Here is a 25,791-nt window from a genome sequence, read left to right on the forward strand (position 1 = left end):
CCATCCATGTGCGGCCGATGTACGAGCCGTGCATGCTGCAGTGATTCCCCTCTGGACGAGCTTCGGCGTCAATGCGGCGCTTGCGGTTTTGCTTGCCTGGCAATCGGGGAAAACCCGGATTCACTGGGTGCTGCTCTTCCTGCTGCTGGCATTGGGAATGTGGACCGGCGGCGCCGCCTGGCGTTACATGGCCGACGATCTGGCGGGCATCCAAGCGGCCTACCGCATCATGTTTCTCGGGATCGCGTTGACGCCAGGCACATGGCTCTTTCTTTGCGGGCTGTTTTCGCGGGTGGAATGGTTCGAAGTCCGGCCCGCCGCGGCGGTGTTCTGCCTGCTTCCCGGCTGCTGCTTCTACCTCGCGTTCGTCACCAATGATGCTCACGGCCTGGTTGCCGAGATCACGGCGGGAGATTTCATCAATGGTCCGCTGATGCGGGCTTTCCTGGCATGGGGCTACTGCCAGGTCGTGGTCAGCGTCGGATTGATGGCCCGGCACGCACGCTTTCTCGCAGGGCAATCCGGGCCCGCCCAGGCCGCCGTGGCCATTTCCGCCAGCATTGCACCCTTTGCTGCCAGTGCGGCCTATCAATTTGGCTGGGTGGATCTCAGCTGGGATCCAACGGGCGCGGCTCTCGGGGTTTCCACCGCTCTGATGTTTCCCCTGGTGTTTCGCCTGGGCTTTCTCGGGCCGGTCTCTCTCGTGCGGCGTGACGTCTTCGACCATCTGCGCGATGGCGTGGTGGTGACCGATGCCGAGGGGGGTGTCGTCGACGCAAACCCGGCCGCGGAGGAACTCCTCGGAGCCTCCGTCGGGGAAGTCCGGGGACGAAAACTCCGGCGATGCCTGGAGGAGATCGTCGAGCCTTCGGACCACGGCAGCATCGCGATGGCACTGGCCGATCCGGGGCCCGATGGGCCGAGGATCCTGCCGAAGGTGAGCACGCTCTCCGGTAGACTGCTTCGCCTCTCCTGCGGCTCACTTGGCGATGCGGGTTGCGTGGTCGTGCTCCACGATCGCACCGAGGAGCGCAAGGCCGAGCGCGGCCTGCGTCAGGCCCAGAAGCTCGAGAGCGTCGGATTCCTGGCGGCAGGTGTAGCCCACGAAGTGAACAATCCACTCGCCTTCGTGCGCTCGAATCTGGTGCATATCCAAGGGGCGTGCGAATCGCTCGGGAAGGTCGTCGAACCTGCAGCCTCGGAGCTTCCGGCGGATCTGGCAGAGCTACCCGACGTCGTGGCCGAAACACTGGAAGGTGTCGAGCGGATCTCGACGATCGTCGATCAGATGCGTCGGCTTTCTCGCGACGCCACCGAGGAAGAAGGGTTGGTCGATCTGAACGACGTGCTTCGCGAGGCCATCCGGTTCGCCTCGCTGCACCGCGGGAGCCGGCAGGTGGAGGTGCAGCCCACGTTCGCGGCAGACTTGCCCTCGGTTCGCGGCAACCGGGCCGCCCTCGTGCAGGTCGTCCTCAACCTCCTGCTGAACGCCCGCCAGGCACTGGCCGAAGGCACGGGGGGGCGGATCGCGATCTACTCGGGCGTGGACGCGAACGGTGTCTTCGCCGTCATCGCCGACGACGGACCGGGCATCCCGGAGGAGATCCGGGAACGCGTCTTCGATCCCTTCTTCACCACCAAGGCACCGGATGAAGGCACCGGCCTCGGGTTGGCGATTGCCTGGGACATCGTGCGTGAGCATCGGGGAACGATCGAGGTCACGTGCCCACCCGAAGGTGGAAGCGTGTTCAAGCTGGGCTTGCCCGCAGCCCCTTGAGCCCCCAGCCACATCGCTACACTCCCCGCCCGGAACAGGGGGAGTGTCCGTGGCACACGAGTTCGTATTCACCTTGCAGGATCTGCGCAGGGTCGTACCGCCGGATCGGGTGATCCTCGACGGCATCACCCTGGCGTTCCTGCCGGGCGCGAAGATCGGGGTGCTCGGTGCCAACGGAGCGGGAAAGAGCAGCCTGCTCCGAATCATGGCCGGCCTGGACAAGGACTATCTGGGGGAAGCTCGGCCGGCGGATGGTTTGCGGGTCGGCTTCCTACCCCAGGAGCCGGAGCTCGATCCGAACAAGGACGTGAAGGGCAACGTGGAGGACGGTGTCGGCGAACTTCGCGACCTGCTTCAGCGCTTCGAAGAGGTGAGCGCGCGATTCGCCGAGCCGATGGACGATGACGAGATGAACGCACTGCTCGAAGAGCAGGGCGGCCTTCAGGACAAGATCGATGCAGCGGGCGCCTGGGAGCTCGAACGCACGCTCGAAATCGCCATGGATGCCCTGCGTCTCCCGCCGGGCGAAGCCGATGTGGCCAAGCTTTCGGGCGGAGAGCGGCGGCGCGTCGCCCTCTGCCGTCTGCTCTTGCAGAAGCCGGACATGCTCCTTCTCGATGAGCCCACCAACCACCTGGACGCGGAATCCGTGGCATGGCTCGAGCGCCATCTCAAGGAGTATCCGGGCACGGTCGTGGCCGTGACCCATGATCGCTATTTCCTCGACAACGTGGCCGGGTGGATTCTCGAACTCGATCGCGGGCGGGGGATCCCCTACGAGGGGAACTACTCGGGTTGGCTGCGCCAGAAGCAAGCTCGGCTCGAGTCCGACGAGAAGCAGGCCTCGGTTCGGCGTCGGACGTTGGAGCGCGAACTCGACTGGATCCAGATGACACCGCGCGCTCGACAGACGAAGAGCAAGGCGCGCATCCGGGCCTTCTCGGACCTACGGGCCGAGGAGGAGAAGCGCGCGCCGGAGAGCGTCGAGATCCTGGTGCCGCCCGGGCCGCGACTTGGTGATCTGGTGGTCGAGGCCGAGGGGCTCAAGAAGGGTTACGGGGATCGTCTGCTCTTCGAAGACCTTTCCTTCTCGTTGCCACGGGGTGGCATCGTCGGTGTGATCGGCGCAAACGGCGCCGGCAAGACGACACTCTTCCGAATGATTGCCGGTGAAGAGAAACCCGACGGCGGAACGCTCCGGCTCGGCGAGACCGTGCAGCTCGCCTATGTGGACCAGAGCCGCGATGCCCTCGGCGCCGACCGTGGCGTGTGGGAGGAGATCAGCGGTGGCCAGGAGAGGATGAAAGTCGGCTCCCGGGAGATCAGCACCCGGGGTTATGTGAGCCAATTCGGGTTCAAGGGGGCCGATCAACAAAAGAAGGTCGGAACCCTCTCGGGTGGCGAGCGGAATCGCGTCCACCTGGCCAAGCTGGTCGCATCCGGTGGGAACGTCCTCCTTCTCGACGAACCCAGCAACGATCTCGACGTCGATACGCTACGCGCGCTCGAAGAGGGGATCCTCGGTTTCGCAGGTTGCGTTGTGGTCATTTCCCATGATCGTTGGTTCCTCGACCGCATCGCCACCCACATCCTGGCATTCGAAGGCGACAGCGAGGTCGTCTACTTCGAAGGCAACTACCAGGACTACGAGGCCGACTTCAAACGCCGCAAGGGCGCCGCCGCCGACCAGCCTCACCGGATCAAATACAAGAAGTTGACTACCTGAACGCCCTCTGAATGCGCGATACGGCTTCATCCACGTTCTCGCGCGAATTGAAGGCGGAGATCCGGAAGTAACCTTCGCCGGCCGGTCCGAAGCCCGATCCAGGGGTGCCGACGACGTGGGTCTTTTCGAGCAGGACGTCGAAGAAATCCCAGGAGCTCAGGCCATCCGGCGTGCGCAACCAGATGTAGGGGGCGTGTACGCCTGCGAAGACCTTGAAGTCTGCGGCGGAGAGCCCGTCACGTACGCGCCGTGCGTTCTCCATGTAGTAGGCCACTTGTTCGCCGGTCTGTTTCTGGCCTTCCGGGGAAAAGGCGGCCGCCGCGCCGCGCTGGATGATGTACGGCACTTCGTTGAATTTCGTGGCCTGTCGTCGCGCCCACAGGGAGTGGATCGACACCGGGTTGCCGTTGGAATCACTGCCTTGCAACGCCCTCGGGACGATGGTGTACGCGCAACGCATCCCGGTGAAGCCCGCCCGCTTCGAGAAGCTGCGCATCTCGATCGCGCATTCCCGGGCCCCGGGGATTTCGTAGATCGAGCGGGGCAGGGCGGGATCCCTGATGAACGCGTCATAGGCGGCGTCGAAGAGAATGACGGCGTCGCATTCGCGCGCCCAATCCACCCAGGCCGTGAGCTGCTCGCGGGTCATCACGCTGCCGGTCGGGTTGTTGGGGGAGCAGAGGTAGGCGAGGTCGGCGCGCCCTTCCGGTGGTGCCGGAACGAAACCGTTCGCCTCGTTGGCGGGGAGATATTGGATGCCTTTGTAGTACCCGGCTCCATCTCCACCGCCGGTGCGTCCAGCCATGACATTCGTATCGACGTAGACCGGGTAGACCGGGTCGGTCACGAGCACGCTGCAATCCGTGCCGAAGATCTCCTGGATGTTCCCGCTGTCCTGCTTGCTGCCGTCGGAGACGAAGACTTCGTCTGCGTCGAGCTCCACGCCGCGCGAGCGAAAATCGTGCTCGAGGATCGCCTCGACGAGGAACGGGTAGCCCTGGCCCGGGCCGTAGCCCTTGAAATCCTCGGCCCGGCCCATGTCATCGACTGCGTCGTGCAGGGCCTGGACGATCGCGGGCACCAGCGGAAGGGTGACGTCCCCGATGCCCAGACGGATCACCGGTGCGTCCGGGTGGGCAGCCTGGTAGGCGCCCACCCGTCGCCCGATCTCGGGAAACAGGTAGCCGGCCTCGAGTTTCAGGTAGTCGTCGTTGATGTGCGCCATGGCGCGCAACGATAACGCCCCCCATCGCGCCCGTCTGCGCCTCCTCTACCCTTCCCTGGATGCCCTCTCACCGCTTGGCAAGACTCGGCCCTCTGGCGCTCGCGCTCCTGTTGGCCATCGGTGTAGCTGCGCCGGAAGCCCCGCCGAAGCCGGAACCGGCCTTCCTGCTCGACGCCCCGGGGCTCCGTGTTCTGGGACCGGACGGCCTCGGCGAGGCCCCCGCCCGCTTCCCTTTCGCGATCGGCGAGCGGCTTGACTATGACGTTTCCTGGTGGGGCATCGCCGTGGGCCGGGCATCTCTCGAGGTCGCCCGCCTCGTCGAGTGGCGTGGCAAACGGCTGGCCCATGTCGTGGCGACGGCCCGCACGAACGAGTTCTTCTCCCTCCTCTATCCAGTGAACGATCGCAGCGAGTCCTGGATCGACGTGGACCGCATGCGGACGCTCCGCACGGCCACGCTCACCCGCCATGCCGAAAAGGAGACCTGGGAGGAGGTCGAATTCGATTGGACGACCCATCTCGTCCACGTCGTGGAGGAGAAGCGTCACGCCGGTCGCGTGAAGACGGCGACCCTGGACACCGGTCCCTACCTCTACGACACCTTCGATGCATTCTACGCCCTGCGCACCCTGCCTCTCCAGGTCGGCTACAGCGGGGACCTCCCCGTCTATGCCTCGCGCAAGATCTACGGCCTGCACGTGGAGGTCGAGCGCCGCGAAGACATCGACGACCCGGTGCTCGGCGAGGTTGGTGGCTGGGTGCTTCGCCCTTCCGACAGCCTGGATGGCGAGGTACAGGATGACGGCGCGGGCGAGGTCCTGGTCAGCGCCGATGCACCGCACGTGCCCGTTCGCCTTCGCGGTTGGTTTCGCACGGTGAGCGAGCGCATGCGCGTGGGCGGGGTCAAGGTCGTCCTCGCCGGCTACCGCGCGGGCGCTCCCGGCTGGCCTGCGCCTCTCTTCCGCACCGCACCGGCGCGTCCGTGGCCTGGGCGCACGGAACTCGGTGCGCCGGTCTGGGAGGTTCCTCCCGAGGTGGAGGCGGCCCGGGCCGCCGGCGATGAGATGCCGGGCAAGCAACGTCTCGAAGGTCTTCTCGCTCCACTAGGGGGATGCGACGGCGCACCGGGCCGGGGCTGGGCGCGGGTGGCCTTGGCGTCGCCCGGCTGTCCGGCGGCCGAGGCGGACTGAACCCTTTGGCGCGCTGGAAGCCCTGGATGATCGCCGCACTCGCGCTCGCAGCCGTGGCGGGCCCTTCGGGCTGGGTCCTCACCGATCGCCTCGAGCAGGACAACGCGTTCTGCGTCTCCTGCCATCTGGACGCGGAAAGAACTCTGCATGCCGACAATCGGAGGGATTTCGATGCCCGTCCTCCGGAAGCCCTGGCCCCCGCCCATGCCGCTGCAGGCCATCCGGACGAACGTCCCTTTCGCTGCATCGATTGCCACGGCGGTACCGGCTTCCTTGGCCGAGGCCGGGTGAAATTGCACTCAGCGAAGGACGCGTTCTGGTACGTTGTGGGCCGGTTCGAAGAGCCGGAGGGGATGCACTGGCCCATCGAGGACGAGGATTGTGTGAGCTGTCACGACGCCTTCGATCCGCCCGTGCGAGAGGCGTGGCAAGCCCCCGCATTCCACGCACTGGCCGTGCACAACACGGCGTTCGACGTTTCTTGTGTCAGCTGCCACATCGCCCATGAGCGCGGCGGGCTGACGGGCTCCCACTTTCTGCACCCGGCGATCGTTCGTGCCGGGTGCGCGACATGTCATTCGGAATTCGAAAAGGAGTTGGAGCAATGACCTTCCGTATCCGGGGCGCACGGATCGCGCTCGCCATCTCGATCCTTTGCTTCCCGCTCGCGGCGGATGCCTATCCGGGTGGGACGCCCAACTTCCAGACGGACGCCGCTCCGTTCTGCGCAGGCTGTCACTCCTCCCGGCAGGAGTCCGCGTTCGCAGGCGCACCTCCTGGAATGGCGGCCAAACAACTCGTCGAGAACAAACACCTCGCGGTGATTCGTGCCGGCAAAGGTGGCTACGGCGATCTCACTGCGGAACAGCGTGAGGAACTCGTGGGTCACATCCAGGCCCTCGACGCGGCATCCACCGTCCAGCTCAATGTGGTTCCGAAGGCAAAGCCTGGCGAGGTGATCAGCGTGACGGTCGATGTGACAGGCGGCGCTGGTCCCGTGGTCGGTATCGCGTTGGTCGATCGAGCACATCGCGCGCTGGCCCGACCGATTGCCGGCTCCGGCTGGCATGTCGTCGGTGAGCCCACCGTGCTCGGCCAGGATTTCAAGGAGCAGACGGAGTGGTTGCATCTGCGCCCGGCCGACGCCATGCGCAACCTCTCCTTCGTCAACGTGAAGGGCATCCGTTCCGATGCAGCCGCGGGAGATTGGGCTCGCGCCCAGGTGGTGTGGAAGCTCCGGGCGCCCATGGCGCCGGGCACCTATCCGCTCGTCGCTTCCTATTGGTATGGAAGCGAAAAAGCTTCACCCCTCGGTATCATCGAAGATCCCATCCTCGGCAAGATGCTTCGCGGTGGATTCGCGGGCGGCTCGGGTCGCATCTTGTTCAGCGAGGTGATTGGAGTCAAGGTCCAATGAAGATTCGAAGCCTTCTCTCTCTGGCCTGTCTGTCTCTGGCGGCTTGCGCATTTCTCCCCGGTGGCTCTGGGCCGCCCAAGCGTGTAGGTGCCGGCCAGGTCGACGACGCACGACTCCTGGCGGCGGCGGACGAGAACGACGTCTGGATGACCTACGGTCGGACCCAGAGCGAGCAACGCTTCAGCCCTCTCACCCAGATCGATGAGAACAATGTCGGCGGGCTCGGGCTGCACTGGGCCTTCGAGCCCGGTACGAAGCGCGGACTGGAGGCGACACCCCTCCTGGTCGATGGCGTGTTCTACACGACCGGCACCTGGAGCGTGGTCTTCGCCATCGATGCTCGTACCGGCGATCTGAAGTGGCGCTACGACCCGCGTGTGCCGCGGAAGACGGCGGGCATTGCCTGCTGTGACGTCGTGAACCGGGGCGTGGCCGTGTATCGCGGCCGGGTCTATGTGGGCACCCTGGACGGGAGACTGGTTTCGCTCGACGCAGAGACCGGAGAGCCGATCTTCGAGATCGTCACCACCGATCCGACGCGCCCGTACACGATCACGATGGCTCCGCGCGTCGTGAAGGGGAAGGTGATTCTCGGCAACGGCGGCGCCGAGTTCGGCGTACGCGGCTACGTGAGCGCCTACGATTGGGAGACCGGAGAACTGGTTTGGCGCTTCTACACCGTGCCCGGGGATCCGTCCCAACCCTTCGAGCATCCGGAACTCGAGGCGGCGGCGAAGACGTGGACGGGCGAGTGGTGGAAGGTCGGGGGCGGAGGCACGGTCTGGGACTCGATCGCCTACGACCCGGAGCTCGATCTGCTCTACGTCGGCACGGGTAACGGCTCGCCCTGGAGCCGTTACGTCCGAAGCCCCGGAGGTGGCGACAACCTCTACGTCAGCTCGATCCTGGCTTTGCGGCCGGATACCGGCCGGCTGGTCTGGCACTACCAGAACACGCCTGGCGACAACTGGGATTACACCTCCACCCAGCACATCATGCTCGCCGAGCTCGAAATCGACGGGCGCGAGCGGCGCGTGCTGATGCAGGCGCCCAAGAACGGTTTCTTCTATGTCCTCGACCGCGAGACCGGAGAGCTGATTTCCGCGGAGGCCTTCGCCAAGGTCACCTGGGCCAAGGGCATCGACAAGAAGACAGGTCGACCCATCGAGGTAGAAGGCCTCGACTACCGGAACAAGGTCGTCGAGGTCTACCCCTCACCCCACGGCGCGCACAACTGGCACCCGATGTCGTTCAATCCCCAGACGGGGCTCGTGTACATCCCGGCGAACGAGGTGCCGTATTTCTTCCAGCTCGACCCGGAGTACGAGTACAAGCCCGGCGCCTGGAACCTGGGCTACGACTTCACGGTCGCCGACTCGTTCCCGCGGGAGGTCGTGTCCGGCCATCTTCTGGCTTGGGATCCCGTGGCCCAGAAGGAAGTCTGGCGCGCCCAGTACGTCGGCCCATGGAATGGCGGGACGCTCTCGACGGCGGGCAACCTGGTCTTCCAGGGCACAGCCCATGGCACCTTCGTCGCCTACCGGGCGAGCGATGGCAAGCAGCTCTGGGAGACGCCCTCCGGAACCGGAATCGTCGCGGCACCCATGACCTACGAGCTGGATGGTGCGCAGTACGTGGCGGTGATGGCGGGTTGGGGTGGCGGCTTTGCGCTGGCGGCGGGCGATGCCGCAGCGGTGGCCGGGACCACCGACAACACGGGCCGACTCCTCGTCTACAAACTCGGAGGCAAAGCGAAGCTACCCGTGCACGAAGCCATCGAGCGGCAGCTGGCCGCCATTCCGGCCGATCTCGATGCGGATCAGGTGTTGCGCGGCAATCACCTCTTCCATCGCTGGTGCGGAACCTGCCACGGCTCCGGTGCGGTGAGCGGCGGCGTGCTGCCCGATCTGCGCAAGGCGACGCCCGGCATCTACGACACCATCGAAGACATCGTGCTTCGCGGTGTGCGCATGCCAAACGGCATGCCGAGTTTTGCCGAGTGGCTCGAGCCCGCCGACGTCGCGGACCTGCGCGCCTACCTTCTGAGCCGCCGGGCAGCGTTGCTTGCAGAGCGCGTCTCCGCCCCGCCCCCCTGAAGACCCGAGGAGAGCATTCCGGCGCTCGCCGCGAGCGCAACTCTACGGCGCTTCCAGGATGACCCGATCGGGGTTCGTTCGAGCCCTTGCGGCTCGTCCACCGAAGACCCGGACTGCGTGGAAGACGTAGTCCGCCCGTGTCTGTGACATCCCGTCTTCGAGACAGAGGAGCCAAAGCAGGATGTCCGCGGGTTTGCGTTTCCTGCCTGGAAGAAGGCCCTCGCGCATCAACTGGTAGAGCGCGTCGTGGACGAGGGAGCCGCGCATGAAATTCTTGGTGTCGATGGCGGGGCCGCTCGGGCCGTCCCACGCGTAGCCCTTCTTGATGGTGAGCCTTCCGGTCTTCGACAAGGCGGTCCAACCCCCGGCCATGGCCGCCTTTTCAGGAAGACTCCAGCCGGTGTCGTGAACGTATTTCTCCATGAGCTGGTATTTGTAGTCCTGGAGCTTCCGGTACCTGATGGATGCGGCCATTCGAGATCTCCTCTTCGACCGTTCCTAGCCTACAAGGCCCGGGGCAAGAGCTGAAAGAGAGATTCGGGATGGGAACACAGGCGGAGCTGTGCTCTCATCCCGCAGGGAGGCACTCATGATGAATCGAGTCCTGGTCGCAATCGCGGTCGTGCTTGGCAGCCTTGTCGCAGCGGGGGCCGAGAGCCCGAACTACTCGCCGTACGCCGGCGAAAGCTACCCCCAGGATCTCCTCTGGGGCGATACCCACGTCCATAGCTCCTTCAGCATGGATGCCAGCACGATGGGCAATACCCGGCTTCACCCGGGCGAGGCCTATCGTTTCGCCAGGGGCGAGACCGTCACGTCCAGCACGGGCCAATCGGTGCAGCTGGATCGGCCGCTGGATTTCCTGGTCGTCTCCGATCACGCCGAGTACATGGGTGTCCTGCCGAAGCTTCGGGCCAAGGATCCGGTGGTGCTCGCGGATCCTGCCGGCAAACGCATCTACGATGCGCTGTCGGGTGGTGAGGATGTTGCCCGCAAGATCATGGAGGAGTTGATCGGTTCCCTGGCGAGCAATGAGCCGATCTTCGCCAACGAAGAGGTGAAGCGCGGTATCTGGAACGAGATTACGTCGCTGGCTGATCGGCACAATCAACCCGGTGTCTTCAGTGCCCTGATCGGTTACGAATGGACCTCGATGCCCAAGGGCGACAACCTGCATCGGGTCGTGGTCTACCGGGACGGCGCCGAGACGGCCGGGCAGATGACGCCGGTCTCCGCGTTCGATGGGGAACGCCCCGAAGACCTCTGGGCCTTTCTTCAGAAATACGAAACCAAGACCGGAGGCCAGATTCTCGCGATTCCCCATAACGCGAATCTCAGCAATGGCCGGATGTTCGCCGTCGAGGATTCGAGTGGACAGCCGATCGGGCGGGCCTACGCCTCGCGGCGCGCGCGCTGGGAGCCCCTGGTCGAGGTGACCCAGATCAAGGGGGATGGCGAGACCCATCCGCTGCTCTCGCCGGATGATGAGTTGGCGTCCTTCGAGACCTGGGACAAGGGCAACTTGAATGTCGCCGGTTCGATTCCGAAGACGCCGGAGATGCTCGAGTACGAGTACGCCCGCTCCGCACTGAAGTCGGGCCTGAGGCTCGGGGTCGCGACGGGTGTGAATCCGTTCAAGTTCGGGATGATCGGAAGTACCGATAGCCACACTTCGTTGGCGACCGCGGCTGAGAACAACTTCTGGGGCAAGGCGGTCCTGGTCGAGCCGGGGCGGGAAAGGACGAACGAGACGTTCATTCCTTCTGCCGGTGGCAAAGAACTCGACATCATGGGTTGGCAGCAGGTGGCGTCGGGCTACGCGGGTGTCTGGGCCACGGAAAACACCCGGGAAGCGATCTTCGACGCGATGATGCGCAAGGAGGTCTACGCAACGAGCGGGCCCCGCATGCGCGTGCGCTTCTTTGGTGGCTGGACGTTCGAGGCCGAGGATGTACTGCGCCCGGAAAGTGTGCGAACCGGCTATCAGAAGGGCGTGCCCATGGGAGGCGATCTGCCCGAGAGGGCCGGTGATGCGCCCGGTTTCCTGATCCTGGCGCTGAAGGATCCGAGCGGCGCGAACCTGGAGCGATCGCAGGTCGTGAAGGGCTGGATCGACAAGGGAGGTGAGCTGAAGGAGCGGGTCTATGACGTCCGCGTGGCGGCTGAGACCGGGTCCACGGTGGATGGGACCACGTACACGAATACGATCGGCGAGGCCCAGCTGGCTTCCTACTGGCAGGATCCGGATTTCGATCCAGCACAGCGCGCCTTCTACTACGCCCGGGTGGTGCAGATCCCAACGCCCCGCTGGACGGCCTACGACGCACTACGCCTGGGCACCGAAGTGACAGTCGATGCACCCATGGCGGTCCAGGACCGCGCCTACACCTCGCCGATCTGGTACACGCCCTAGCCAAGTCCGTTCACGACGATCAGCGTGCCCGGCGTCGAATCGAGGCGGAGCGGGAGGATCGCCTGGTAGTCGGCGGAGTCGTACCAGGTGCGGAATGCCTCTTGGCTGGGGAACTCGACGATCACGGTGCGCGGGTGCTCGACCTCGCCTTCGATCATCTCGGGCGTCTCGTCGAAGCCGAGGATCCGACCGCCCGCAGCGGTGATCGTCGGAATCACCTTGCTCACGTACTGGTCGAGCATCTCGCGGTTCTCGATTCGGCCCTGGGCTACGACATACACGGGCATTGCGGCTCTCCTCTGAGGCTGGCTGTGGTTCTGGTTCCTGCTTCGGACCGCGGTCCGTTGCAGGCCACGTCGCGCGCGACGAGACATCTCATCGCTTGATCGCATACTCCTCGAGCTTCTTCTCATCGATCTCGACGCCCAGGCCCGGCCGCTCGGGGAGCAGCAGGTCGCCGTCCTCCCACACGAAGGGCTCCTTCAGGAGCTCGTCGAAGAACAGCCCGGACTTGTGGATGCTCTCCTGGATCAGGAAGTTGGGAATCGCCGCATCGAGTTGAAGGGCAGCCGCCGTGATGATCGGCCCGCCCCAGACGTGGGGCGCCATCAGCACGTAGTGTGCCTCCGCCAGCGCGGCGATCTGTCGAGCTCCGGAGATTCCGCCGCAGCTCCCGAGATCCGGCTGCGCGAACGCGCAGGCACCCTGCGAGAAGAGGCGGTGGAAGTCGTGGATGAACGCCAGCCGCTCGCCCGTCGCGACGGGAATCGTCGTGCTCGCAGCGATGCGGGCCATCTCCTCCGCGTTCTCCGGCGGACAGGGCTCCTCGAGCCAGAGGGGGTCGAATTGTTCGAGTCGTTTCGCCAGCCTTCGGGAGACGGAGGGCGTCATCTGGCCGTGGGTGCCGATCAGGATGTCCGCCTCGTTGCCCACGGCCTCCCGGATCGCACCGATCGTCGCTTCAGCGCTGTCGTAGTCTTGGAGCGAGAACTCGATCGGCGAGATCTCTCCCATGCCCGGCGGCGCGTAGGGCATCGGGTCCAGCTTCACGCCCGTGAATCCCTCGTCGACGAGCCGACGAGCCGCTTCGGCGACCGCCTTCGGGTTGCTTCTCCACTCCCCGATGGCAGCCGCGAGATCGCCCTCGCCCACGTTGGAATAGATGTAGGTATAGGTTCGAATCCGTTCCCGATACCGCCCGCCGAGCAGATCACATACCGGCGCATCGAAATGCTTCCCGCAGATGTCCCACATCGCGACATCGAAGGCGCTGATGATGCCCGAAGCGAAGTAGCCGGCGTTGTTGCTCGTGAGCCCTTCGTACATCCGCTTCGTCAAGGCGTCGCGATTGAGCGGGTCGTTGTCCCTCAGGTACCGCTCGAAGTTGTCTTCGACCAACTGGGCGAACGATCGATCGAGGCCGTACATGCTGAACAGGACCGCGCACTCCCCCCAGCCGACGAGGCCGGAATCGGTCTCGAGTCGGACGAAGTACCAGAAGATGCCCCCCAGGTTCGGCGGAGGGGTCTGGATGGCATAGGCCTTCGCGCTAACGAGCTTCATGGCTGTTCTCCTGTCTGCGTCGGAACTTCGGCGGGCTTCTGGATGGCGGGGAGGGAATGCGCCCTGATCGGTGACGTACCGGGGTATGGATCGGCCGGGTGGGTCGGAGCACACCTATCCTATCACATGCTGCTCTCCGACCTCCTACGAGATGTACCAGCCGAGGAACACGATCAGGAAGATCGTGACGCCGAGCATCGCTGCGAACCAGAGTGCGCCGCCCACGCCCGAGGGGCGGTCTTCTCCCAGGTAGGCGCGGCTGCGTTGGAGCAGGCAGAAGCCCAGGTAGGCCGCGGGCAGGAAGACCCCGCAGATGATGTTGGTGGGCACGGCGACCCAGACGGCGATGTCACTCCAGTAGACGCAGCCGAGGACGCCAGGCACGGGCAGCCAGGTCGCGAGCCGATGCTGCCAGCTGCCGACGCTGAGGCCCAGGAGTTCCACACCGACGAAGCCGCAAGTGAGCATCTGAAGTGTGATCGAGGAGAACGCCATGCCGAGCACGCCGAGGCCGAATACGAGGCGGCCTGCGACCGGGCCCACACCCTCGGCGAGTACCTGGGCCGCCTGGACCGGGGAGAGGCGCACGCCCTCGTAGGCCGGGTCGAGATGCAGGGTGTTGGCGGTGGCGATCACGACCAGGCTGACCGCGATCGTGTAGGGCACGAACATTCCGAGCAGCAGATCGAATTGGGAGAGCTCGCGGTGCTCGCGGCCCCAGCCGCGGGCCAGGAGTGTGTAAGGGTAGAGGAACACCATGTTCACGCCCACCGCAGCCGACACGCCCGACAGGATCAGGGTGACTCCGGCGATGCCGTTGCGTTCGTCGGGGATCTGGAAGCTGAAGAAGCCGCGGAAGAGTCCGTCCCAATCCGTGATGCCGGTCTGGAACACGACCCATGCAAAACAGAAGACGATGCCCCAGACCATCGTCTGCAAGAGCCGCTCATAGGCACGGACCCAACGTTCCGAACGCCCGTACATGCTGGAGACGGAAACGGCGGCGACGAGGATGAGGCCGCCGGTCAGCACGGGTGAGAGGCCCTTCATGCCGGCCAGATCGCCCAGATCGACGAGCACCGCGGAGGCCAGGGCGTATTGAGGGAATTGCCAGATGATCGACGAGATCAGTGCACCGAGTGCCCAGGCCCAGGCGAAGAAGGGGCCGGCGTGCTCGTGCATGGCCGGCCAGGGCCGGCGTCCGGTCGAGAGCGTTTGCCAGGAAATCGCGGTCAACATCACCATGCCCAGGGCCATGGCGATGGGTGCGACCCAGAGCAGCTGGTAGCCGAAGATGGCACCGGCAAAGAGTGCGGAGGAGACGGTTCCGCCGCCGAGGGTCATTGCGCTCTGCATGTAGCCCGGGCCGAGCATCCGCAGGTAGCCGCGTGCACGCGTCGCCAGGGGTTGTTCCGAGAGCTTTGCAAGGAACTCCCGCTCGCGATCCAGCACCACCGGATCCGGCGGGCTCGCCATGCGCAATCCTTGCCAACGTTCGTCGGGTGCCGGCTCGCTCACTTCGGGAGTTCCCTTTCCAGGCGGTCGAGCGGAAGTCGCTCGCTCCAGGAGATCGGCGAGTGGCAGCCGTAGCCCGCTGCGTGTTGGCAATCAAGAGAGAGCTGGCCTTCCCGGATCTTCAACACGATGCGTCCAGCCTGACGCTCATAGAGATCGGGCTGGGCCGCCAGGGCGGCTTCGGCCTCTTCCGGCGGGACGACACTGAGCCCCGGAAAGAAATGGTGACCGTTGCGCTCGGTATGCGGCAAGCCCAGGGCGGCAAGGGTCGTCAGATCCTGCTGGAGGGAGAGGACGGGAAGATTCGTCAGGTCCTCGGAGGTCTGGAACGCGCCGCCCCCGCGTGTGAGGCAGAGTGCGCGATTCGCCAGGGCGCGGAACACGCCCTTGCAGTTCTTCACCGAGACACCCTGGTAGCCGATTGCCAGGGCACGGGAGAAGGCGTCGATGGAATTGTCGGCCTCATCGATCAGGAGCGGGGCGGTCTGGGAGACTGCACGTACGTCGTCTGCACTGGCCGGGTCGAAGGTCTGTTCCCTCGGTAGGGGTTGCTCGATGTAGGCGAGCCCGTCCAGGATGGCGCGGCCATCCGCGTTCGTCGTCAACAGCTCGAGCAGGCGCGCCAACTCGCCGAGGTTGGCGTACTGCTCGTTGGCGTCGAGCGTGAAGATCGGGCCCGGCCTGGCGTGTTCGGCGACGACCCGGGAGATCGCCGTCAACCGGCGCAGATCCGTCGCCGGATCCCCGCCGAGCTTCAGCTTGAACGCGCGCAGATCGAAGCGTTGGATGTCTTCCTCGAGCGCAACCGGATGACCGTCGTCGCCGCGGAGTTCGGCAGTCACGTCGCCACGGGTCAGCGGATCCAGGCCGCCGACCGTGTGTCGCAGCAAGACATGGGACGGTGGCTTGGGAGCGAGAAGGGCAGGGCTGCCAATCCCGGCCGTCTCGGGCAGCAGCGCTCCCGGGTCGAATGCGAACAAGTCCGCTTCGAGGGCCGCGCGAAAGGAAATACCGGCGCATCGACACACGGCATCGAGCATCGCCCGTTCGACCAACGCGAGGCCGAAACCGTCGACGAGGCTCGTGGCGTTCGCGTGGGCGTCGCGCCAGACCTGGAAGGCCGTTCCCTCGCGACCTTCGAAAGCCTGGCCCGCACGCAAAGCGCTCGCGAACAGCTCACTCATGTCCTGCCCGGCGGTTTTCCGGGCGTCCTTCTCGAACCACTTGGGTACCGCCAGGTCGGCGCCATGCCCGAGGGTCAGCTTGTCGCCGTCTGCGATTTCCACCCGGGCCGTGATCAGGGGCGCTTCCGTGACCGTGACCTTTCCGAAGCGGAAGGGAATCCGGGCGCGCAGGAGTTGCCCGGCGAAGGCCACCGATTGGATTCGGATCTCCATGAGGTGGCATATAACTAACTGTTTGGTTATATAGGCGCAATGCCGGCTCAGACCCTCCGAAAGCTGCCCTACAGGCCGCGAGACGCGGAGCGCACCCGGGCTGGCATCCTTGCCGCCGCCACCGCGGCGTTCGCAGCCCAGGGCCTCGGCGGTGCTCGCGTCGACGAGATCGCCCGAGGAGCCGGCGTGAACAAGGCCCTCCTGTATCACTACTTCGGGAGCAAGCAGGCCCTGTTCCTCGCCGTCCTCGAGGAGGCCTATGCCGACATCCGGGGCGCCGAGGAGGCCCTGGAGCTCGAGGCCCACAGCCCGCCCGAGGCGATGGAGCGGCTGGTCGACTTCACCTGGGGTTACTTCCTGGAGCATCCGGAGTTCATCACATTGTTGAACAGCGAGAACCTTCACCGGGCCCGTCACCTGAAGCGCTCGAAGCAGGTTCGCGCCCTTCATCACCCTCTGGTCGATCGGATCGGCGAGATCCTCGAACGAGGCGTCGCCCGCGGCGACTTCCGTGCGGACGTCGACCCGGTCCAGCTCTACATCTCCATTGCTGCTCTCGGCTACTTCTATCTCTCCAACGCATACACGTTGGGCACGGTCTTCGAGCGGGACCTCCTCGCCGAGAGCGAGAAGGAGGCGCGGCGTACCCATGTGCAGGACGTCGTGCGTGGATACCTGCGCCCGGCAGTCGTCTCGTGAGCGAAATCCATCCGAGCCAGCGGGTGCGGCCCGGTCGAAAGATCCGCGGCATGTCGGCCGTGTTGTTGCCCATCACAGAGGCGGGGGAGATCGACTGGCAGGGCTATCGCGCGTTGCTCTCCCAGACGGCCGAGGCGGGGCTCACGCCTGCAGTGAACATGGACACCGGCTATGTGCAATTGCTCGACGATGCAACCCGCCACCAGGTGCTCGATACGGCGAAGTCCATTCACGGCGAGGGCTTCGTGGCGGGGGCCCATGTTCGCGACCAGGCCGGAGATGGTTGGAACCCGGACGCGACTTCCGCGGCCATGGACGCGATCGAATCTCGCGGCGGAATACCGGTCGTCTTTCCCTCCAATGGCCTGACGTCGCTAGACGGGCCGGAATGGGCCGGCGCCCATGCAGGGTTGGCACGCACGAGTGATCGTTTCATCGGTTTCGAACTCGGCTCGATGTTCGTGCCCTACGGACGCATCTACGATCTCGAGGCCTACGCCGAGCTGATGGCCATTCCGCAGTGCATCGGCGCCAAACACTCGTCGCTCTCACGCCAGCTCGAATGGGATCGGCTGACGCTGCGCGATGTCCGGCGGCCGGACTTCCTCGTATTGACAGGAAACGACCTGGCGATCGACATGGTCATGTACGGCAGCGACTACCTGCTCGGGCTCTCGGCCTTCTCGCCCGAGCACTTCGCATTGCGAGACCGCTTCTGGGAAGCCCGGGATCCCGCATTCTACGAGCTGAACGACCTGCTCCAATACCTGGGCTGCTTCGCGTTTCGCGACCCCGTGCCAGCCTACAAACACGACGCTGCCATGTTTCTCGAACTTCGTGGTCGCATCGCAAGCAGCCGTACCCATTCGGGTTCCCCGGAGCGTCCCGAAAGCGACCGCGCGGCGCTGGCGGATATCGCCGGGCGGCTGGAGGCCTACCTGTGACCGAGCCCCGCAAGCTCTCGCGCCTTCGAAGTCTGGAAAAGCTCGAAGCCTATCTGGAGGAACTCGGGATCGAGCTTCCTCTCGACGAGGAGCTCGTACCCGACGGGCCTCTGGCGCAGCCGTTGGAGGTCGCAGGCCGAACGCTAGGCAACCGCTTTGCCATCCTGCCGATGGAAGGCTGGGACGCGACCGCCGACGGAAGGCCGACCGACTTGGTGCGACGCCGTTGGCAGCGTTTCGGAACGAGCGGTGCAAAGCTCATCTGGGGCGGTGAGGCGTACGCCATTCGGCCCGAGGGGCGTGCCAATCCGAATCAACTGTCCCGCAATCCGAACAGCGGGCAGGACCTGGTCGAGCTGCATGACCTGCTGGTGGCTTCTCACGAGGAACACGCAGCCGGATCGGAAGATCTTCTGACGGGCCTCCAGCTCACGCACTCGGGCCGCTTCGCCCGGCCCCAAGGCCTGCCAGCCCCGCGCGTCGCCTTCCGCCACCCGGTGCTCGATGAGCGAGTCGGCATCCGTTCGGATGCGGCCTTGCTTTCCGACACGGAGCTCGACGACTTGATCGGCGACTACGCCGCGGTCGCGAAGTTGGCGCAGGAGGCCGGCTTCGGTTTCGTCGATGTGAAGGCTTGCCACGGTTATCTGGGCCACGAGTTGCTCGCCGCCCGAGAACGGCCGGGTGCCTACGGCGGCGGGTTGGAGGGACGTTCCCGCTTCTTGTTGCGAGCGATCGAGGCGGTGAAGCGCGAGGCCCCTGCGCTGGCGATCGGCGTGCGGCTCTCGATCTTCGATCTCCATCCGTTTCGCGCAGGTGAGGATGGCGTTGGCCGTCCGGAACCCTCCGCCCAACGACCTTTCGGCGGAAGTCAGGATGGCCTGGGGCTGGACCTGGACGAGACCGATGCGTTGTTGACCGCGCTTGGCGATGCAGGCGTGACGCTCCTGTGTACGACCGCCGGTAGCCCCTACTACAACCCACACATCCAACGCCCCGCCTTCTATCCGCCCTCCGATGGATACCGCCCGCCCGAGGATCCCCTGGTGGGTGTCGCACGCCAGTTGCGAGCCACCGCGGAGCTCAAGAGCCGCCATGCGGAGCTCTGCTTCGTGGGCTCCGGCTACACGTATCTCCAGGAGTGGCTTCCCCATGTGGCCCAGGCGGTGGTGGGGCGAGGCGGCGCCGACGTGATCGGTCTCGGCCGGATGGTGCTCTCGTATCCCGAGTTGCCGAGAGACGTCCTGTCGGGCCAGCCTTTGAAGCGGCCACTCGTATGTCGGACATTCAGTGATTGCACGACCGCCCCCCGCGGTGGCCTGATCTCAGGCTGCTACCCGATCGATCCGTTCTACAAGCGTCGCGCCGAGGCCCATGAGTTGGCCGACATGAAACGCCAGGCGAAAGGTTCCGCGTCATGATGCGACGGTTGCTCTGGGTCCTGCTCGGCCTTGGCATCGTTCTCGTGCTTGCCTGGCAATGGTGGCAAGGGCCGGATCCGCGCGAGATCCTGGCCCGCATCGAGGTTCCACCGTCACCGGTCCTCTCGCCCGAGCAGGCGCTTGAAACGTTCAGGACGGCGCCCGGCTTCCGCGTGGAACTCGTCGCCGCGGAGCCGCTCGTCGTCGATCCCGTGGCGATGGACTGGGACGACGAGGGTCGGCTCTACGCGATCGAGATGCGCGGCTTCATGCCGGACATCGACGGCAGAGGGGAAGATCGTCCGGTTGGCCGTGTGGTCTTGCTGGAAGACACCGACGGCGACGGGCGGATGGATCGCAGCGATGTCTTCCTGGATGGACTCGTGATGCCGCGAGCGATCGCGGTGCTTCCGGAGGGTGTGCTGGTCGGTGAGCCGCCGAACCTGTGGCTGTGCAGGGATCAGGACGGCGACCGCGCGTGTGACGAGAAGATCCGCCTTACGGAGTACGCCATCGTCGGCAATCCCGAGCATCAGGAGAACGGACTGCTCGCGGGCCTGGATGGATGGATCTACAACGCGAAATCGGATCGTCGGTTTCAGTTGAATGGGGAGACGATCGAGATTCAAGGCACGGTCTTTCGCGGCCAGTGGGGAATCGCCCAGGACGACAAGGGCCGTCTCTACTACAACCACAATTCCGGGTTTCTCTACGGTGATTCGATCTCGGGGGACTATGCCATGCGGCAGCCCGCGTCGGCCGCGGCCGTCCCGAAGCCCGGAGTGAACATCGATCTCGCAAGAGGCGAACAGGTCTTCGGCATCCGAGTGGCTCCAGGCCTGAACCGCGCCTACTTGCGCGGCACCCTGCGGAGCGACGGTCGTCAGGCTGGGCCGACGGCAGTCAGCGGGCTGGCGATCCAGCGCGGAGATCAATACGGCCCGGAATTCGTCGGTGATGCCTTCGTTCCGGAACCCGGCAGCTCCGCCGTCGCGCATTTCGCCGTCGAGCGGGACGGCACGACACTACGCGCGGAGCATCGGCTCTATCCTGACGAGCAATGGGGCCAACGGGAGTTCCTGGCCTCGACGGACGAACGCTTCCGGCCGGTCGACGCAGATTTTGGCCCCGACGGCTCGATCTGGTTGATCGACATGTACCGAGGGGTGATCCAGCACGCGGACTATGTCTCCGATCATCTTCGCGCCTACGTGGAAAAGCACGATCTCGAGCCGCCGGGTGCGACGGGACGCATCTGGCGGGTCGTGCGCGAAGATCGGCCGATCACGTTCCAGCCGCCTCCCTTGGCTGCCCTGGAAGACCAACTCGCCGGCCTCGACCACCCGAACGGCTGGGTCCGCGATCGCGCGGGACGACGCCTGATCTTCGAGGCTGCGCCTGCTGCGGTTCAGGCGCTCCGCGCATTCGAGAGCTTCGGTCCGATGGGTCGACAGCATGCGCTGCGGACCCTCGACCAGATGAACGGCCTGGATCTGGCGACCTGGCGACGCGCCCTGTCCGATGCGGATGCGTCGCTCCGTGAGCTGGCCATTCGCGTCGGTGAGCCGCTTCTCGATGATCCTGGGGCGGTCGAAACCCTCTTGCCCTTCGTCTCGGATCCCGACGCGACGATCAGGATCCAGGCGCTCCACTCGTTAGGCGCGGCTTCGCCCGCGCAGCGCCCGCTGGACGTTCTTCTCCGGGCCGGGCGAGAGGGCGACGCGCTCGAGGAGCAGGCCGTGATCTCGAGCCTGGCTGGCGTCGAGTTCGTGGCCTTGCGGCAGGAAATCGATTCCGATCGTGGAGCTGGTGAATGGCTGGCCAAGCTCGCGGGGGCAGCCCATCTCGCCGCTCAGGCTGCGGATGCGCCGCCGAACGCCGCGGCCGAGCTTCTCGATCTGATCGATTCGAGGCATGGAGACGACTTGGCCGTGTCATTGCTCGAGGGGATCGAGACGGCGCAGCGAAGCCCGGGCGCGAGCAGAGTGGCGTTGTCGGCGCCCCATCCCTTGTTCGATGCGAATCCGGACAGACCCGAGCGCGCCCAGTCCGTTCTGCGTCGTGTTCGTCGCCACTTCACGTGGCCCGGGGATCCCCGGCCCGGGGGTGCGCGGCCGCTCACAGCCGAGGAGCAGGAACGCAAAGAGCGGGGTGCCGAACTCTATGCGATGAGCTGCGGGACGTGCCATGGCGCCGAGGGGCAAGGTACCGTGGGGCTCGCGCCGAGCCTGGTCGGCTCGCCATGGGTACGCGATTCCGATGCGTGGTTGGTGCGTATTGCTCTCGGTGGTTTGACCGGGCCGATCCGCATCCGCGACGAAGAGTGGAATCTCACCATGCCCGGGCATCGGTACGATCCGCGCTTCGACGACGACGGCCTGGCAGGCGTCCTCACGCACTTGCGCCGCTCCTGGGGGCACGCGGAGGAGCCCGTCGCGCCGGCCTCGGTGGCGAAGATTCGCGCGGCTACGGACGCGCGTACCCTCCCATGGACGGCAGCGGAGCTCATCGAGTTGGAGGTCGATCACAGGCTCGACCGCTATGCCGGCCTCTACAGCGTCCCGATCGTGGCATTCGAGATCCTGATCCAGCGAGACGCCTCGACCCTCTCGATCGGAATGCGCGAAGGAGGGAGGGCTCCGCTCGCCGAGGTCGACCTGGGCTTGTTCATCGGCGAGGGCATCACCGTCGAGTTCGAGGAAGACGAGGAAGGCGGGGTCAGCTCAGCCAGCGTCACGCGCGAGGGGACGACCTTCCCGATCTCGCGGGTCGAGTAGGCCCGACGCACGCAGGTGGGGCGTTTTCTTCCTAGCTGACGCGCTGCCTCCGATCAGGCAAGCTCCCGATGTGCAGTGCAAGCGTCTCCTGGTCCTGGTCCTGCTCCATGCCTTGGCGGCTTCGGCCTATGCGCAGCCTCCGGACGAGCCGGTTGCGCCCGAACCCTTCGAGCTGTCGAAAGTCGCAGATGAACTCGAGGCCCTGGCGCGGCTGAAGGCCGACGCTCGCGTGCTCGCGGTGGCGGATCCCGCGGTCGATCGATTGCGCGAGGAAGTACGTGAAGCCAGCCGGGATCTCGTCCCTGCACGCCAGCAGCTCAGCGAGTCGCTCGCCGAGCTCCCGAGCCGGGCCCGGGTCATCGACCTCGAGCAGGCCTGGTTCGAGCGCGTCGGGCTCGCGGCCGCATGGAGAGAGGTCCTGGACCGACGCCTCACGTCTCTCGAGACGACCCGAGACCAGCTGATCGAGCGGCGAGGTCGGTGGGAGGCGACCCTCTCGGAGGAACAGGAGACCCCCGCGCCCAGCGAGGTGAAGATTGCTGTCCAGGCGGCGTTGGCGGGCCTCGACGAGAGTGATCAGCTCGTTTCGGACAGCTTGGGTCGCCTGTTTGCGTTGCAGCAGGAACTCTCGGGCCTGGAGGCGGGCCTCGCGGAGGCGGAAGGTGAGCTCCGCGCGTATCGCGAATCACGGCGGGCGAGCCTGCTCGATGCCGAAGCTCCGCCCTTGTGGGCATTGGATCTCGGCGAGGGTGAACAGCCGCTGATGGTGCAAGCAGGCGCATCGGCCGGCAGCGACTTCATGGCGTTCGGTGAGTGGTGGCGCGCTCCGGATGCGCCCCGTGGCCGGGTTGCTGGCTTGGTGTTGGGTGCGCTCGCATTGATCCTCGGGCTCCGTGTGCGCGCACGGAGCTGGCCTGAAGACGATCCCCGGCGGGAGCGTGGCAGGTTGCTACTTCGCCGACCCTGGTCCATGGCGCTCATCGCCGGCCTTGGTGTTGCGGCCCTGACCACACCCGGGGTACCGCGCCCCGTCGTCGAGCTGATGGGCCTGGTGTTTCTGGTGCCGGCCTTGCGGGTTCTTTCGGTGGCGGTCCCCCGGCGGTTCCATGCCGCGCTGATCGGGCTGGCCGGGTTCTACGTCTTCGATCGCATGCGGGGAATCCTCGAACCTCTGGAGCTTCTCGAGCGCTGCCTCCTGTTGGTCGAGCTGGTGGCGGCTCTCTGCATCCTGCTCTGGATGCTGCGCCCGAAGCGCCTCGAGAGGGACGAGGCATGGCAGCTCACGAGCCCGTTCCTCTTGTGGGGCGTCACGCGGCTGGGGGTGGCGTTGCTCCTGGTTTCGATCCTCGGGAACGTGCTCGGGTATGTGGAGCTGTCCCGGGTTCTCGGCGAGGGCGTGTTCCATTCGGCCTATCTGGGCGTCGTGGTCGTTGGCGTTCTACAGGTGGCTCGCAACTTCCTCGCCATCTCGTTGGGGAGCAGTTGGGCGACGACTGTGCGCATGATCCGCTTGCATCCGCGGCGTGTCGAACGCGCTGCGCGACGCGGTATGGCGTGGGCAGCCGCCCTGATCTGGCTCCACCTCTCCCTGGATCTGTTCAGCATTCGGGAGGCGGCCTACGGGGTGGCTTCCTCGCTCCTCACGACGCCGATCCATCTGGGCGAGGTCGAACTCCGCCTGGGCGATCCCGTGCTCTTGGTCGTCGTGCTCTTTCTCGCCGTCCAGATATCAAAGCTGCTCCGCTTCGTGCTCCAGGAGGAGGTCTTTCCCCGGGTTCGGATGCAGCGGGGCGTACCGAACGCATTCTCGACGATGTTGCACTACGGCGTCATGCTGCTGGGCCTGTGGGTTGGTTTCTCAGCGATTGGCATCGAGTGGGACCGGCTCGCGATCGTGATCGGTGCGCTGGGTGTGGGAATCGGGTTCGGCATGCAGAACGTGGTCAACAACTTCGTGTCCGGGCTGATCCTGTTGTTCGAGCGTCCGGTGCAGGTTGGCGACACGGTGCAGATGGGCACGGTCCACGGAGATGTCCGCCGCATCGGAGCCCGCTCCAGCACGATCCGTACCTGGGATGGTTCGGAGATCATCGTGCCCAATGCGGATCTGGTTTCCCAGCAGGTCATCAACTGGACGCTCTCCGATCGGCGGCGCCGTATCGACATGGAGTTTGGTGTGGCCTACGGGACGGATCCGGAGGTCGTGCAAGCGATTCTGCGCGAGGCGGCGAGCCAGCATTGCGAGGTGCTCGAGACGCCGGCCCCGGCCGCCCTCTTCACCGGGTTCGGAGACAGCGCGCTTCTCTTCGAACTTCGCGCCTGGGTGCGGGATCCGGAGTTCTGGATGCCCGCACGAAGTGATATCAACGTGGCCGTCAACACGGCGCTGGCGGAAGCAGGAATCGAGATCCCGTTCCCCCAACGGGATGTCCATTTTCGCACACCTCTCGAGGCGGCATCGCAAGGGGAGCCGGAAGAGGCGGAGTGAGCGAAGTGCCGTCCTGGCGACGCACTGCACGTCGCCGTGCTGCACCGGGAGCCCGTCGGGCCCTTCCTGAACCCGGAATTCGATTTCAACCATCGGGTGCTGACATCGTTACCCTGCCGGAATGGGAGCGGATCGTCGGGAACGGTTGAGGGCGGGTTGGGCGTCGGCCGCGGTCGGTGCGTCGGTCTTCGCCGCCAAATTGGCAGCCTGGATCGTCACGGGCTCCGCCGCCGTATTCGCGGATGCCATGGAGTCCGTGGTCAATGTCGTTGCCGCGGTGCTTCTGCTCTTCAGCCTCTACGTGGCGTCTCGTCCGGCGGACGAAGGTCATCCCTATGGCCATGGGAAGGTCGAGTATTTCTCTGCGGGGATCGAAGGCGCACTGATCGCCGTGGCCGCAGTGTTGATCGCCATCGAGGCCGCGAAAGCGTTGATTTCCGGCGCCATCCCTCAGCGGATCGGCCTCGGGCTCGAGCTGGTCGTGGGGGCGAGTGTCGCCAACGCATGGCTCGGCATCTATCTGGTGCGAACCGGACGCCGGACCGACTCGGCCGCCCTGGTGGCGGATGGCAAGCATGTCCTCGCGGATGTCTGGACGAGTGCCGGGGTGATCGTCGGCATGGCGGCGGTCTGGGCCACGGGTTGGGCGCCGCTCGATCCGCTGGTGGCATTGGGCGTGGCTGCCCACGTCTTGCGACAGGGTTGGCTATTGGCGAAGGATGCCGCCGCGGGCCTGATGGACGCGGCCGATACCGACTTGCTCGAACGCCTGGCGACAACGCTCAGCGAGCAGCGAAATGAAGGCTGGATCGACGTGCACGGCCTGCGTGCCTGGCGCGCGGGTGCTGACGTTCATGCGGATCTGCATCTGGTGGTCCCGCGTTACTTCGATGCCGACCAACTCCACGGCATCCACGATTCCGTAGAGCATGCCCTTCGAGACGACGTGCGGGCTGGGGACGTGGTGGTCCACTTCGATCCGTGCCGCCCGCCCTACTGCAAGGGCTGTGCGATGCAGGATTGCCCGGTCCGCAGCTCCACGTTCGAGAGCCGGCTACCCCTCGACCGCAACCAGGCCGTCCGCGAAGACGCCGTCGTCGAACGCCACCTGGAATAAGTCAACAAGCGGGGACGGGGTTTACA

The 25,791-nt window shown here is 65.6% G+C and carries 19 protein-coding genes; 13 read left to right on the forward strand and 6 right to left on the reverse strand.

The window, feature by feature from the left end; genetic code table 11:
• Nucleotides 1-28: 28 nt before the first annotated feature.
• Entirely contained in the window at nt 29-1,777 is a 1,749-nt protein-coding gene (locus GY937_18850) for a PAS domain-containing protein (GenBank protein MCP5058765.1), read from the forward strand.
• Entirely contained in the window at nt 1,650-3,503 is a 1,854-nt protein-coding gene (gene ettA / locus GY937_18855) for an energy-dependent translational throttle protein EttA (GenBank protein MCP5058766.1), read from the forward strand. The genes GY937_18850 and ettA overlap by 128 nt, the downstream gene beginning before the upstream one ends.
• On the opposite strand, the gene GY937_18860 is transcribed toward ettA, so the two are convergent.
• Nucleotides 3,496-4,728 (reverse strand): LL-diaminopimelate aminotransferase, encoded by a 1,233-nt coding sequence (locus tag GY937_18860; GenBank protein MCP5058767.1) that lies wholly within the window; start codon nt 4,726-4,728, stop codon nt 3,496-3,498. The two genes, ettA and GY937_18860, sit on opposite strands and share 8 nt — an antisense overlap.
• A gap of 59 nt (nt 4,729-4,787) precedes the next feature.
• On the opposite strand from GY937_18860, the gene GY937_18865 reads away from it, so the two are divergent.
• From GY937_18865 to GY937_18880, 4 genes are read left to right on the forward strand one after another with little or no spacing between them, the layout of a single operon-like run.
• Nucleotides 4,788-5,918 carry a DUF3108 domain-containing protein gene (locus tag GY937_18865; protein MCP5058768.1) on the forward strand — a complete coding sequence of 377 codons (1,131 nt, stop codon included), beginning with the start codon at nt 4,788-4,790 and terminating at the stop codon, nt 5,916-5,918.
• Between the two features lie 26 nt (nt 5,919-5,944).
• The gene (locus GY937_18870; protein ID MCP5058769.1) at nt 5,945-6,526 is read left to right on the forward strand and encodes a hypothetical protein; all 582 of its coding nucleotides are present in this window, start codon (nt 5,945-5,947) and stop codon (nt 6,524-6,526) included.
• The gene (locus GY937_18875) at nt 6,523-7,335 is read left to right on the forward strand and encodes a hypothetical protein (GenBank protein MCP5058770.1); all 813 of its coding nucleotides are present in this window, start codon (nt 6,523-6,525) and stop codon (nt 7,333-7,335) included. The genes GY937_18870 and GY937_18875 overlap by 4 nt, the downstream gene beginning before the upstream one ends.
• A complete protein-coding gene (locus GY937_18880) occupies nt 7,332-9,431 on the forward strand; it encodes a PQQ-dependent dehydrogenase, methanol/ethanol family (GenBank protein MCP5058771.1) in 2,100 nt (699 codons plus the stop codon). Before GY937_18875 ends, GY937_18880 begins: the two co-directional genes overlap by 4 nt.
• A 42-nt stretch (nt 9,432-9,473) precedes the next feature.
• On the opposite strand, the gene GY937_18885 is transcribed toward GY937_18880, so the two are convergent.
• Nucleotides 9,474-9,905: a hypothetical protein gene (locus tag GY937_18885; GenBank protein ID MCP5058772.1), complete on the reverse strand. Its 432-nt coding sequence runs from the start codon at nt 9,903-9,905 to the stop codon at nt 9,474-9,476.
• 118 nt (nt 9,906-10,023) lie between these two features.
• Between GY937_18885 and GY937_18890 the strand changes: the two genes are divergently transcribed.
• Nucleotides 10,024-11,844: a DUF3604 domain-containing protein gene (locus GY937_18890; GenBank protein MCP5058773.1), complete on the forward strand. Its 1,821-nt coding sequence runs from the start codon at nt 10,024-10,026 to the stop codon at nt 11,842-11,844.
• Here the strand turns inward: GY937_18890 and GY937_18895 are convergent.
• From GY937_18895 to GY937_18910, 4 genes are all read right to left on the reverse strand, one after another.
• Nucleotides 11,841-12,131 (reverse strand): DUF1330 domain-containing protein, encoded by a 291-nt coding sequence (locus GY937_18895; protein ID MCP5058774.1) that lies wholly within the window; start codon nt 12,129-12,131, stop codon nt 11,841-11,843. The genes GY937_18890 and GY937_18895 overlap by 4 nt on opposite strands.
• An 88-nt stretch (nt 12,132-12,219) precedes the next feature.
• Complete coding sequence (locus GY937_18900; GenBank protein ID MCP5058775.1) at nt 12,220-13,407, reverse strand: mandelate racemase/muconate lactonizing enzyme family protein; 1,188 nt, start codon at nt 13,405-13,407, stop codon at nt 12,220-12,222.
• 144 nt (nt 13,408-13,551) lie between these two features.
• The gene (locus GY937_18905) at nt 13,552-14,925 is read right to left on the reverse strand and encodes a divalent metal cation transporter (protein MCP5058776.1); all 1,374 of its coding nucleotides are present in this window, start codon (nt 14,923-14,925) and stop codon (nt 13,552-13,554) included.
• The gene (locus GY937_18910) at nt 14,922-16,319 is read right to left on the reverse strand and encodes a hypothetical protein (protein MCP5058777.1); all 1,398 of its coding nucleotides are present in this window, start codon (nt 16,317-16,319) and stop codon (nt 14,922-14,924) included. The genes GY937_18905 and GY937_18910 overlap by 4 nt, the downstream gene beginning before the upstream one ends.
• Before the next feature lie 39 nt (nt 16,320-16,358).
• On the opposite strand from GY937_18910, the gene GY937_18915 reads away from it, so the two are divergent.
• The 6 genes from GY937_18915 (at nt 16,359) to GY937_18940 (ending at nt 25,765) form a co-directional block, all read left to right on the forward strand.
• Nucleotides 16,359-17,018, forward strand: coding sequence for a TetR/AcrR family transcriptional regulator (locus GY937_18915; protein ID MCP5058778.1), 660 nt, complete (start codon nt 16,359-16,361; stop codon nt 17,016-17,018).
• The gene (locus tag GY937_18920; GenBank protein MCP5058779.1) at nt 17,015-17,962 is read left to right on the forward strand and encodes a dihydrodipicolinate synthase family protein; all 948 of its coding nucleotides are present in this window, start codon (nt 17,015-17,017) and stop codon (nt 17,960-17,962) included. Before GY937_18915 ends, GY937_18920 begins: the two co-directional genes overlap by 4 nt.
• Nucleotides 17,959-19,383 carry an NADH:flavin oxidoreductase gene (locus GY937_18925; GenBank protein ID MCP5058780.1) on the forward strand — a complete coding sequence of 475 codons (1,425 nt, stop codon included), beginning with the start codon at nt 17,959-17,961 and terminating at the stop codon, nt 19,381-19,383. The genes GY937_18920 and GY937_18925 overlap by 4 nt, the downstream gene beginning before the upstream one ends.
• Entirely contained in the window at nt 19,380-22,160 is a 2,781-nt protein-coding gene (locus GY937_18930) for a cytochrome c, class I (GenBank protein ID MCP5058781.1), read from the forward strand. The genes GY937_18925 and GY937_18930 overlap by 4 nt, the downstream gene beginning before the upstream one ends.
• A gap of 70 nt (nt 22,161-22,230) precedes the next feature.
• Nucleotides 22,231-24,648: a mechanosensitive ion channel gene (locus tag GY937_18935; protein ID MCP5058782.1), complete on the forward strand. Its 2,418-nt coding sequence runs from the start codon at nt 22,231-22,233 to the stop codon at nt 24,646-24,648.
• A 121-nt stretch (nt 24,649-24,769) separates the two neighbouring features.
• Nucleotides 24,770-25,765: a cation transporter gene (locus GY937_18940; GenBank protein ID MCP5058783.1), complete on the forward strand. Its 996-nt coding sequence runs from the start codon at nt 24,770-24,772 to the stop codon at nt 25,763-25,765.
• Nucleotides 25,766-25,791: the final 26 nt, after the last annotated feature.

This window comes from bacterium (assembly GCA_024228115.1).
GTDB lineage: Bacteria > Myxococcota_A > UBA9160 > UBA9160 > UBA6930.